The 12,174-nt window shown below is 62.2% G+C and carries 9 protein-coding genes; 5 read left to right on the forward strand and 4 right to left on the reverse strand.

Annotated features, from left to right (window positions below; genetic code table 11):
* Positions 1-2: 2 nt before the first annotated feature.
* Both AC07W7_RS12430 and AC07W7_RS12435 read right to left on the reverse strand, forming a co-directional pair.
* Positions 3-404 carry a MerR family transcriptional regulator gene (locus AC07W7_RS12430; protein WP_154220670.1) on the reverse strand — a complete coding sequence of 134 codons (402 nt, stop codon included), beginning with the start codon at positions 402-404 and terminating at the stop codon, positions 3-5.
* Between the two features lie 74 nt (positions 405-478).
* Entirely contained in the window at positions 479-1,408 is a 930-nt protein-coding gene (locus AC07W7_RS12435; RefSeq protein ID WP_076964760.1) for a LysR family transcriptional regulator, read from the reverse strand.
* A 151-nt stretch (positions 1,409-1,559) separates the two neighbouring features.
* On the opposite strand from AC07W7_RS12435, the gene AC07W7_RS12440 reads away from it, so the two are divergent.
* On the forward strand, positions 1,560-2,789 hold the full coding sequence (locus AC07W7_RS12440) for an acyl-CoA dehydrogenase (RefSeq protein WP_495039404.1): 1,230 nt from the start codon (positions 1,560-1,562) through the stop codon (positions 2,787-2,789).
* 81 nt (positions 2,790-2,870) lie between these two features.
* On the opposite strand, the gene AC07W7_RS12445 is transcribed toward AC07W7_RS12440, so the two are convergent.
* Positions 2,871-4,211 (reverse strand): substrate-binding domain-containing protein, encoded by a 1,341-nt coding sequence (locus tag AC07W7_RS12445; RefSeq protein WP_495039405.1) that lies wholly within the window; start codon positions 4,209-4,211, stop codon positions 2,871-2,873.
* A gap of 136 nt (positions 4,212-4,347) precedes the next feature.
* Positions 4,348-5,160: an exodeoxyribonuclease III gene (gene xthA, locus AC07W7_RS12450; RefSeq protein ID WP_076964757.1), complete on the reverse strand. Its 813-nt coding sequence runs from the start codon at positions 5,158-5,160 to the stop codon at positions 4,348-4,350.
* 188 nt (positions 5,161-5,348) lie between these two features.
* Between xthA and AC07W7_RS12455 the strand changes: the two genes are divergently transcribed.
* From AC07W7_RS12455 to AC07W7_RS12470, 4 genes are all read left to right on the forward strand, one after another.
* A complete protein-coding gene (locus tag AC07W7_RS12455; RefSeq protein ID WP_076964756.1) occupies positions 5,349-5,999 on the forward strand; it encodes a GNAT family N-acetyltransferase in 651 nt (216 codons plus the stop codon).
* Between the two features lie 64 nt (positions 6,000-6,063).
* Positions 6,064-7,791 (forward strand): autotransporter assembly complex protein TamA, encoded by a 1,728-nt coding sequence (locus tag AC07W7_RS12460; RefSeq protein WP_169901294.1) that lies wholly within the window; start codon positions 6,064-6,066, stop codon positions 7,789-7,791.
* Positions 7,788-11,462: a translocation/assembly module TamB domain-containing protein gene (locus AC07W7_RS12465; RefSeq protein ID WP_495039406.1), complete on the forward strand. Its 3,675-nt coding sequence runs from the start codon at positions 7,788-7,790 to the stop codon at positions 11,460-11,462. The genes AC07W7_RS12460 and AC07W7_RS12465 overlap by 4 nt, the downstream gene beginning before the upstream one ends.
* Positions 11,463-11,696: 234 nt before the next feature.
* Positions 11,697-12,173, forward strand: a complete 477-nt coding sequence (locus AC07W7_RS12470; protein ID WP_076964746.1) for a MarR family winged helix-turn-helix transcriptional regulator — start codon at positions 11,697-11,699, stop codon at positions 12,171-12,173.
* Position 12,174: the final 1 nt, after the last annotated feature.

A 12,174-nucleotide genomic window follows, 5' to 3' on the forward strand; every position in this document is an offset into this window, starting at 1 on the left:
TTTTATTGGGGTTGGCCGACCTGGCTCTGGATCGTCTGTTCCAGGGCCTGGGTGCAACGTTCTTCGGCGGTGTCCAGTTCCAGCTTCATCTGTTCGATGTCCAGCAACTGCTGTTCCAGTTGCTCGCGGCGTTCGCTGATCTTCGCCAGCATGCTGTGCAGTTGCTTCTGATTGCCGCTGCTGGGGTCGTAGAGTTCGATCAGTTCGCGGCATTCGGCCAGGGAAAAGCCGATGCGCTTGCCACGCAGGATCAGCTTCAGGCTGACTTTGTCCCGGGGCGAATAGATACGTTCCTGGCCCCGGCGTTCGGGGCTCAAGAGGCCTTGCTCTTCATAGAAACGAATGGCCCGGGTGGTGATGTCCAACTCGCGGGCCAGGTCGGAGATGCTGTAGGTGGTGCTCATGATGGCGCTCAAGGAGGGTCTTGGCGCTACGCTAATGGCTGCTTGACGTAAACGTCAAGCAAATCCCCCTACCCCTATGGGTTATCCAACTTCTTCTCGCGCGCCGTCACCTGTTGGCACAACTCGATCATCTGCTCGCGCATCCAGCGGTTGGCCGGGTCCTGGTCGGTGCTTTCATGCCAGTACAGGTGGGTTTCCACCGACGGCACATCATTGACCGGCAGGTTGAACGAATGCAGCTCGTTACGCCTGGCAAAGCGCTCGGGCACGGTCATCACCATATCGGTCTGCTGCAACACCTGGGAGGCCATCAGGTAATGCTGCGAGCGCAAGGCGATCTTGCGCTGGATCCCCATCTTGCCCAGGGCCAGGTCGACGTGGCCCAGGCCATTGCGCCGGCTGGAAATATGGATGTGGGTCAGCGCCAGGTAGTCATCCAGGCTGAGCTTTTCCTTGCCCGCCAGCGGGTGGCCCTTGCGCATGGCACACACGTAGCGGTCTTCCATCAGCTTGACGTGGCGCACTTGCGGGTCGGTGTTGAGCGGCGCGTCCACGGCAAAATCCAGGCGCCCGGCGGCCAGTTCCTTGGTGGTTTCCCGCCGTTTGGACAAAAAGCTCTCGATGATCACCGTCGGCGCCAGGCGGCGCAGGCGCTGGAACAGCGGCGGCAGGATCACCGCCTCCGTGAGGTCGGTCATGCTGATGCGGTAGGTCTTGGCCGCCTGCAACGGGTTGAAGATCCGGCTTTCCTGCACCGACACCCGCAGCAGCGACAAGGCGTTGCGCACCGGGCCAATGATGTTCTGGGCCATGGGGGTCGGCACCATGCCCTGGGCGGTGCGCACGAACAGCGGGTCGTTGAAAGTCTCGCGCAGGCGTGCCAGGGCGTTTGACACGGCCGGCTGGGTAATGCCGACGATCTGCCCGGCACGGGTCAGGTTGGCTTCGGTGTAGATCGCGTCAAAGACGATGAAAAGATTGAGGTCGACCTTGCTCAGATTCATTGCGTTGCGCTCTTCTTGTTAGGTTTTCATGCGCCGATCATATATCGGTGATGAATGTTAATACACGCCGAGAATAGGCTAGGTAAATTATCAACGCTGTTCTAGCATCGATTGCATGACCTAAACAACCTCTCCACGAAGGGAGCTGCTCATGGATTTTGCCTATTCGCCCAAGGTTCAGGAACTGCGTGAACGCGTCACCGCGTTTATGGAGGCTTACGTTTACCCCGCCGAGCCGGTGTTTGAGCGCCAGGTCAGCGAAGGTGACCGCTGGCAGCCCACGGCCATTATGGAAGAGCTCAAGGCCCGTGCTAAGGCCGAAGGCCTGTGGAACCTGTTCCTGCCGGAATCCGAACTGGGGGCCGGCCTGACCAACCTGGAATATGCGCCGCTTGCCGAAATCATGGGCCGCTCCCTGCTCGGGCCGGAGCCGTTCAATTGCTCGGCACCCGACACCGGCAATATGGAAGTGCTGGTGCGCTACGCCAACGAAGAACAGAAACAACGCTGGCTGGAGCCGCTGCTGCGCGGTGAGATCCGCTCGGCGTTCGCCATGACCGAGCCGGACGTGGCGTCTTCCGACGCCACCAACATGGCTGCGCGCGCCGAGCGCCAGGGTGACGAGTGGGTGATCAACGGTAAGAAGTGGTGGACCTCCGGCGCGTGCGACCCGCGCTGCAAGATCCTGATCTTCATGGGCCTGAGCAACCCGGATGCGCCGCGCCACCAGCAGCACTCGATGATCCTGGTGCCGGTGGATGCGCCCGGGGTGAAAATCGTCCGGCCGTTGCCGGTGTTTGGCTACGACGACGCGCCCCATGGGCATGCCGAAGTGCTGTTCGATAACGTGCGTGTGCCGTACGAAAACGTCCTGCTGGGTGAAGGCCGTGGCTTTGAAATTGCCCAGGGTCGCCTTGGCCCGGGGCGTATCCACCACTGCATGCGCTCCATCGGCATGGCCGAGCGGGCCCTGGAGTTGATGTGCAAGCGTGCCGTCAGCCGCACCGCCTTTGGCAAGCCACTGGCGCGCCTGGGGGGCAATATCGACAAGATCGCCGACTCGCGGATGGAAATCGACATGGCGCGCCTGCTGACCCTGAAGGCGGCCTATATGATGGACACGGTCGGCAACAAAGTGGCGAAAAGTGAAATTGCCCAGATCAAGGTGGTGGCGCCGAACGTGGCCCTGAAGGTGATTGACCGGGCCATCCAGATCCACGGCGGTGCCGGGGTGTCCAATGACTTCCCGCTGGCCTATATGTACGCCATGCAACGCACCCTGCGCCTGGCCGACGGCCCGGACGAAGTGCACCGCGCGGCCATTGGCAAGTTCGAGATTGGCAAATATGTGCCTCGGGAAATGATGCGCAGCGGTCAGTAAGACCGCGTCGCCTGTATCGCGGGCAAGCCCGCTCCCACATTGACCTCTGTGGGAGCGGGCCCGCGATAGCGGTGGCAGGCTTCAGTAAACCCAGACCTCCACCCGGCGATTCTTGATCCGCCCCTCATCCACGGTGTTCGCCGCCACCGGCATCTGCGCGCCAAAACCGCGGATATCGCGCAGCACCACGCCACTCTTGACCAATTCCCGGCGCACCGCCATCGCCCGCAGCTTCGACAGCAGGTCGGCGCGTTGCGGGTCATCCTTGGCGTCACCAAAACCCACCAGGGTGACCCGTTTGTCCCGTTTATCGTGGCGGCTTATATAAGCCACCACCCGCGCCAGATCCTGGCGCGCCTTGTTGTCCAGGCTGGCGCTGCCTTCCTCAAAGCGAAAGTTCACGCTCAGGCGTTGCGCCTCGCGGGCGATGGCCTGGTAGTCGGCGGGCATCGGCGCCCGTGGTTGCACGGTGATGGCCTTGATCTGCTGGGCGATAAACCCATTGGCGGCCACGATGGCCTGGCCTTGGGCGCTTTGGGCAAAGTCCACCAGCACTTCGGCCCAAGGGTTGGTGTTAGTGGGTGGCAGGTAGAAAAACAAGCGGCGCGACAGCGGGTAGTCCTCGGTGGCGATCAGGCTGCTCTGCGGCAACATGGCCTGGGAGTCCCCGTCACTGATCGCGACGGCCTTGGCCTGGCGCACATAGGGCAGGCCGATAAAACCAATGCCCTGAGGGTCGTGGCTGACCGCATCGGACAATTGCTCGCTGGACTCAAAGCGCTTGGCCGCGCTGTCGAGGGTTTTGCCGCGACGGCTGAGCACCAGTTCCTTGAAGGTGTCGTAGGTGCCGGATTGATCATCACGGGCATACAAGCGGATCTGCCCGCCGCGGCCGCCCAAGGCTTCCCAGGTGCTGATCTCGCCGCTGAAAATCTTCGCCAGTTGTTCGGTGCTCAACACCTGTAGCGGGTTATAGGGGTGCAGGATGATCGCCAGGCCATCGATGGCGATCACCTGTTCGGCGCCGGGGCTTTTCAGGTCGCCCAGGGGTTCGAGGTCTACCAGTTCGCGGTCCTTGATCGGGCGCGACGCGGCGGCCAGGTCGGCCTCGGCGTTTTTCAGCGCGGCAAAGCCGGTGCTGGAACCGTGGGCGGCAATTTCTATCAGGACCCGTTTGCCTTGAGGGCTGGTGCCGACGAGGCGCTGTTCGTTGGGGCGGCTGGCCGGTTCATTATGTACGGCCTTCAGGCCCTGTTGCTCCATCAAGCCCTTGACCAGCGCCGGGCCCAGCGCCGCGCCAATGGTGTTGGAACCCTGGATGCGCAAGGCCGGGCCCTGTTCGGGGAAGGGCAGGGGCGTTGCAGAAACCACAAGAGGAAAAACGCTGCAAAGTGTCAGCAGGTACAAAACGCGCAGCATCATGCTGGCACCTTCTCAAGCCAAAGGAAGTGCGGGCAGATTAAGACAGTAAGGTTTCAAAAATATGACTGACACCCCGCCTATCCAAATGTAGGAGCTGGCTTGCCAGCTCCTACATTTTAGGGTGTGGCCGCAAAGATCAGCTCAGTTCCAGCCAGATCGGCGCATGATCCGAAGGTTTTTCCAGGCCGCGCAACTCGTAGTCCACACCCGCATCCTTGACCCGTGGCAACAAGCCATTGGAGGCCATGATCAGGTCGATGCGCAGGCCGCGCTTGGGCTCGTCCTCAAAACCGCGGCTGCGGTAATCGAACCAACTGAAGCGATCCGCCACGTCCGGGTTCAGGTGGCGGAAGCTGTCGGTCAGGCCCCAGTTCTTCAGGCGCGCCATCCATTCGCGCTCTTCCGGCAGGAAGCTGCACTTGCCGGTCTTCAGCCAGCGCTTGGCGTTGTCGGCACCGATGCCGATGTCACAATCCTCGGGGGAAATATTCACGTCGCCCATCACCACCAGCGCCTGGTCATTGCTGAACTGGGTTTCCAGCAACTGTTGCAGGTCTTCGTAGAAGCGCTGCTTGGCCGGGAACTTGGTTGGGTGGTCGCGACTTTCGCCCTGTGGGAAATAGCCGTTCATGATGGTGACCGGGTTGCCATGCTCATCGGCGAAAGTGCCCCAGATAAAGCGGCGCTGGGCATCCTCTTCGTCACTGGCAAAACCCTTGTGCAGGGCCAGCGGCTCCTGGCGCGAGAGCAGGGCGACGCCGTAGTGGCCTTTCTGCCCGTGGTAGTACACGTGGTAACCCAGGGCCTGGACTTCGGCGAGCGGGAACTGGTCGTCGTGGACCTTGGTTTCCTGCAGGCCGATCACGTCCGGTTGATGTTTGTCGATCAGGGCCGCCAGCTGATGAGGGCGGGCGCGCAGCCCGTTGATATTGAAGGAGACGATTTTCATGGTCGGCAGTCCAGTCTGGCAAAAGGGCGATGCTAGCCGACAAGTCGGACGGGGGCCAGCGTGGCGGTAGGACAGATGCACTGCTAATGTCTCTCAAGGAGCCAGTGGCGGGGAACGACTCCGTTGCCCCGGGCTCGTAATAACAAGAGCGCGACCTTTTTGAGTGGCGCCCAGGGGAGATACGACTGATGCCCGACACCTCGACCACCACTGCCCAGGTGCACCTGCTCGACAGCGGCTATTCCCGCGAAGCACGCTCGCTGCTGTATCACGCCTATCGCCATGAGCCGACCTTTGCCTACCTGTTTGAAGCCGAACGCTCCGGCTATGAACAGCGGGTAAGGGCCACCGTGCGCGAGCTGGTCAAGCAGCACTTTCTTCAGGATCTGCCGGCCATCGGCCTGCTGGTCAATGACCGCCTGATCGGCATCGCCCTGATTGCCCCGCCGCAACGACGCCTGGGCATCACCGAAAGCTGGGCCTGGCAATTGCGCATGTGGCTGAGTACCGGGTTCAAGGGCACCCGGCGTTACCTCGAATACCATCAGGCCGTGCTGGCATGCCTGCCGTCCGAGTCGGTGCATGTGTTGCCGCTGCTGGGTATCCACCCGCAATTCCAGGGCAAGCATTACGGCGAGCAACTGCTGGCAGCCGTGCATAACTGGTGCGCCGAAGACCCCCATTCACACGGGGTGGTGCTGGATACCGGCAATCCGCTGTACCTGGCGTTCTACAAGCGCCAGGGCTATGAGGAAGTGGGAGAGGTGGCGGTAGGCCCCATCCTGGAACATGTGTTTTTTCACCCCAATCCCCAGGTGTTACAACCTGCAACGGCTTAACGGAGAATTATTCAGACAATTCCAGGTTCTAAGGTGCTCCCCAGCTCGTGTAGCATCCGCGCCTATGAAGTTTCCAAATAGAGTTACCAGCGGCTTGATTCTGCTGTTCACAAGCTGCGGCGCCTTTGCGCAAAGTGAGTTGGACGTACGGGTCAAGCCTTCAAACGACGCGCTGAAGGCCAATATCGAAGGCTATATCGGCGGGGTAGGCGAGCGTGATGAAGAGGCCTTGCTGCGCTTTAGCCGTGGCGCCGAGGAGCAGGCGCGCAAGGCCGCCCAGGCCCTGGGCTTTTATCAGCCGCAGATTGCCAGTGAGGTAAAGGCCGGCAAGAACCCGCGCCTGATCCTCAGCATCGACCCCGGCGAGCCCGTGCATTTGCGCAATGTCACGATCCGGGTCGACGGCCCGGCGGCCGAGCTCAAATCCTTCCGTGTACCCGACAGCCAGGACCTCAAGTCCGGCGCCATCCTCAACCATGGTCATTACGAAGATGCCAAGCGCCTGATCCAGAACCAGGCCTCGCGCTTCGGCTATTTCAGTGGCCGTTTCACGAGTCAGAAGCTTTCCGTCGACCCCCAGGCGGGCGTGGCCGATATCGAGCTGGTCTACGACAGCGGCCCGCGCTACACCCTCGGCAAAGTCAACTTTGCCGGCGATACCCCGTTTGATGAAGAACTGTTGCAGCGCATGGTGCCGTTCAAGAGTGGCACCCCCTACGATTCCGAACTGATTGCCGAATTGAACCAGGCCCTGCAAGCCAGCGGCTTTTTTGAAGGTATCCGGGTGGATGCCGCCCCGGCTGCGGCGGCCAATGACGTGATCCCGGTGGCGGTCCAGCTGGAAACCCGCAAGCCCCGGACCATGGGCCTGGGCCTGGGGTTTTCCACCGACGTCGGCCCGCGGGGCAAGGCCAACTGGACGCGGCACTGGGTCAACCCCCAGGGCCACAGCTATGGCTGGGAGGCCGAGTTGTCGGCGCCCCGGCAGAACGTCGGCCTGTGGTACGACATTCCCCTCGACCCGCCGCTGACCGACAAGCTGCGTTTTGCCGGGGGCTACCAGAACGAAGAACTGGCCAACACCGACACCCTCAGCAAGCTGCTCACCCTCGGCCCGGAATGGCACAGCAAGTTGCCCAGCGGCTGGACACGGGTGATCTCGCTCAAATGGCAACGCGAAGAATATCGCCTGGGGGATGACTCCGGCTTGAGTAATTTGCTGATGCCCGGTCTCAGTTATTCCTACCTGCGCAGCGACAACCGCATCGACCCCCATAACGGCTATCGCCTGCAGTTCGATACCAAGGTGGCCAAGGAAGGGGTGGGCTCGGACACCAACCTGCTGTACGGCACCGCGATGATCAAGGGCTTGACCACCGTGTGGGACAAACACCGTTTCCTCGGCCGTGCGCAGTTTGGCGGCAGCGCCACCAATGGCTACAAGTCGGTGCCGCCGTCCCTGCGCTTCTTTGCCGGTGGCGACCAGAGCGTGCGTGGCTACGAGTACCAGACGCTGTCCCCGGAAAACAACAAGGGCGACCGCATCGGTGGCCGCTACATGGTGGCCTTGAGCGCCGAGTATCAATATTCCATCGCCGAAAAATGGCGGATCGCGACCTTTGTCGACCAGGGCAACTCTTTTAACTCCCTGGAATTGCCGAGCCTGAAAACCGGGGTCGGCGTTGGCGTGCGCTGGGTGTCGCCGGTTGGCCCGATCCGCCTTGACCTGGCCCATGCCCTGGAAGACCCGGGCGGTATTCGTTTGCACTTTTCCATGGGGCCTGAGCTGTGAAGCGTGGTTTGAAAATAGCGGGTTTGAGTGGGGTGGCGCTCGTCGCCTTGGTGCTGCTGGCCGTCTGGAGCGTACTGGGTACGCAAGTCGGCAGTCGCTGGGCCCTGGGCCAGGTGCCGGGCTTGAGCGTGGACAACTTCCAGGGCCGTTTGGGCGGGGAGTGGAGCGCCGACCATTTGCTGTGGCAACAAGACAGCAGCCGCGTGGAGCTCAAAGCACCTAAGTTCGACTGGTCGCCGGCGTGCCTGCTGCGCATGACCCTGTGCATCCGGCAACTGGACGTGGAGCAGGTGAGCCTGCAGTTCCCGCCCAGCACCGAGGACAGCAGCGGCCCGATCACCCTGCCGGACTTGAACCTGCCCGTGGCCATCGAACTGGGCGACGTGCGCGTCGCCAGCCTGCTGTTCAACGGCAGCGAAGAGCTCCAGGGCCTGCAACTGGCCGCGCACTGGACCGCTGAGGGCATGAAGATCGACGCGGTACATCTGCAACGCGACGGCCTGGTGCTGGACCTCAACGGCGTGCTGCAACCCACGGGCGATTGGCCGCTGACGGCGAGCGGCAGCCTGAGCCTGCCCTATGCCCCGGGTGGCGCGCCGTGGACGGTGGCGCTGAATGTCACCGGTGACTTGCTCAAGACCCTCAAGCTCGACGCCGACAGCAGCGGCTACCTGCCCGCCAAACTCAGTGGCGAGCTGCAACCTTTGCTCGAGAACCTGCCGGCGCAACTGCGTATCACCGCCGATGGCTTCAAGCCTGCCGCCGACTTGCCGGATACCTTGCAACTCAATCAACTGGACCTGACGGCCAAGGGTGACCAGGGCAAGGGCTATCAGTTGCTGGGCAAGGCTGTATTACCCGCAGAAAAGGGCCCGGTTGACCTGTTGCTGCAAGGCCGGGTCGATGTCAAGGGCGCGCAGCTCGCCGGCCTGGACTTGAAGGCCGGGGACAAGCAAAGCCTCAAGCTCAGTGCTCAACTGGATTGGCAGCAGGGTTTGAGCGCCGAGGCGAAAATCGACTGGCTGGACTTCCCCTGGCATCGCCTGTATCCGCTGGTTGATGAGCCGCAAGTGGTGTTGCGTACCTTCAATGGTGAAGTTTCCTACAAAGATGGCAACTACCTGGGCAATCTCAAGGCCGACCTCGACGGCCCGGCCGGCAAATTCAGCCTGGTCACGCCGTTCAGTGGCGACCTCAAGCAAGTGTTCCTGCCCGAGCTGAAATTGACTGCCGGCCAAGGCAAGGCCGAAGGCCACCTGAACCTGCAATTTGCCGAGGGCATCGCCTGGGATACGGCGCTGGACCTGTCGGCATTGAACCCGGCGTACTGGGTCGCAGAATTGCCCGGCACCCTGGCCGGGCCGCTGCGCAGCAAGGGCGAGTTCAAAAACGCACAACTCAAGCTCAACGCCGACCTCGACCTCAAGGGCCGCTTGCGCGGCCAAACGGCGGTGCTGGCGGCCAAGGCCGAAGGCGCGGGCGAGCAGTGGACCCTGGCCAACCTGGATATCCGCCTGGGCGACAACCGCATCAACGGCAGCGCCAGCCTGCAACAGCGCCTGGCCGGGCAGATCGACATCAAGCTCGCACGCCTGGCCCAGCTGTGGCCGCAGCTGCGTGGGCAGGTCAATGGCCGGCTCGATGTGGCCGGCACGCTGAAGGCGCCCCAGGGCAAGCTCGACCTCAAGGGCCAGCAACTGGTGTTTGAAGACAATCGCCTGCAAGCCCTGACCCTGGACGCAACGCTGGATAACGCCCAACGCGCGAAGATCGACCTCAAGGGCACAGGCATCCAGGCCGGAGACACCCAGCTCGGCACCCTGACCGCCAGCGCCCAGGGCAATATCAAAAGCCAGAACCTCCAACTGGAGCTGATGGGCCCCCTGGTCAAGCTGGCCCTGGCCCTGGACGGCAATCTTGACAAGGGCAACTGGCGCGGGCGCCTGGCCAGTGGCGATGTGCAGGCCGGTGGCCAGGACTGGAAACTGCAAGCCCCGGCAAAAATCGAGCGCATGGCCGACGGCAAGCTGACGTTCGCCGCCCACTGCTGGGTCTCCGGGCCCGCCAGCCTATGTGGCGAAGACCAGCGGCTGATGCCCGATCCCAAGCTGCGTTACCACCTCAAGCAGTTCCCCATCGACAGCCTGGCGCAATGGCTGCCCAAGGATTTTGCCTGGCAGGGCAAGCTCAATGCCGATATCCAACTCGACCTGCCGGCCAGCGGCCCTAAAGGCCTGATCGCGGTGGATGCCAGTGGCGGCACGCTGCGGGTCAAGGACAAGGACCAGTGGCTGGATTTCCCCTACGACGCCCTCAAGCTGGAAACCACGCTCAACCCCACGCGCATCGATACCCAGCTGAATTTCCGTGGCGGCAAGCTCGGTGAGTTGCTGTTGCAGGCGCAAATCAACCCGTTGGCGAAAAACAAGCCGATCTCCGGCAACTTCAGCCTCACCGGCCTGGACCTGGCGGTCGCGCGACCGTTTGTGCCGATGGTGGAAAAACTCAATGGCAAGCTCAATGGCAACGGGCGGATCTCCGGCGGGTTGTTGGCGCCGCAGGTCAACGGCAACATCAACCTGATCGCCGGCGAGATTTCCGGGCCCGAACTGCCCATCAGCCTTGAAGGCCTGAACGTGCAGGCCCTGATCGCCGGCGAAAGCGTGCAGCTAAACGGCGGCTGGCGCAGTGGCAAGGCCGGGCAGGGCAGCCTCAAGGGGCAGATCGACTGGGGGCGGGCCTTGGTCGTGGACCTCAGTCTGCAAGGCTCGCAACTGCCGGTCACGGTCGAACCCTACGCCGAACTGGAAGTGGCGCCTGACCTGAAGATCACGCTCAAAGACGACAAGTTGGCGATTGCTGGCAATGTGCACATCCCGCGTGGCGATATCACCGTGCGCGAACTGCCGCCGTCGACGGTCAAGGTTTCGGACGACACGGTGATCGTCGGCAGCCAGACCGAAGAGGGCAAGCCGCCAATGGCCATGGCCATGGATATCAACGTGGTGGTGGGCGAGGAGCAGCTCAACTTTGCCGGCTTCGGCCTGACCGCCAAGGTCCAGGGCCGGGTGCATATCGGTGATAACCTGGACACCCGTGGCGAACTGTGGCTCAACGACGGGCGCTATCGCGCCTACGGCCAGCGGCTGGATGTGCGCCGTGCGCGCCTGCTGTTCGCCGGGCCGCTGGACCAGCCGTACCTGGATATCGAAGCCATCCGCAAGACCGACGACGTGATCGCCGGTATCCGCTTGAGCGGCAGTGCCGAGCAGCCGACCACGCAGATCTTTTCGGAACCGGCCATGAGCCAGGAGCAGGCACTGTCCTACCTGGTACTGGGCCGCCCATTGAGCACCACCGGCGAAGACAACAACATGCTGGCGCAAGCGGCGCTGGGCCTGGGGTTGATGGGCAGTGCCGGTGTGACCTCGGACATTGCCAAGAACCTCGGCATCCAGGACTTTGAACTGGACACCCAGGGCAGCGGCACCAGCACGGCGGTAGTGGCCAGCGGCAAGATCACCGAAAAACTCAGCCTGCGCTACGGGGTCGGGGTGTTCGAGCCGGCCAGCACCATCGCCTTGCGTTACCTGCTGAGCAAGCGGGTGTACCTGGAAGTGGCCAGCGGCGTGGCCAGTTCATTGGATATCTTCTACAAACGGGATTTCTGACGGCTAAACGCCACTCAAAGTGTGGGAGCCGGCTTGCCTGCGATAGGGGTGGTTCAGTCACTGTTTCTGGTGGCTGACACACCGTAATCGCAGGCAAGCCAGCTCCCACACTTGTTTTGGGGTGCCTTCAGAGGCTGATTACCAAGCAACCTAACTATTTGTTTGACATTCGCTGCCTAGGCAGTAATATTTCGTCACATATTGGCTGCCTAGGCAGTAATAAGGTGACTTTCGATGGCACACTTCACCCCGGAAAACTTTCATAACTGCCATCTAGGCCTGTTGCTGGGCCGCGCCGCGATTCTCAAGGACCGCATCATCGACACCCATATGGAACCCCACGGCATCACCGCCGCGCAGTTCAAGGTGTTGATCATCATGGCCCAGTTTGGCGTCGACACCCCGGCGGAACTGTGCCGCCACCTGTCCCTGGACAGCGGCTCGATGACCCGCATGCTCGACCGCCTGGAGCAAAAAGACCTGCTGGCGCGTAAGCGTTCCGAACAGGACCGACGCCAGGTGCAACTGGTGCTCACTGCCGCCGGCCAACGCCTGGCGGACAGGCTGCCGCACATCGGCGCCCAGGCCCTTAACCAACTGGCCGGCGCGCTGGAGCCCGGCGAGTTGCAGACCCTGGAACACATCCTCAAAAAAATCCTTATCGCGGCGGGTGATCCCATCACGCTCCAGCGCGTAGGGCGTACTGATTAAC

The sequence above is a fragment of the Pseudomonas sp. GW821-FHT01D09 genome (assembly GCF_059422465.1).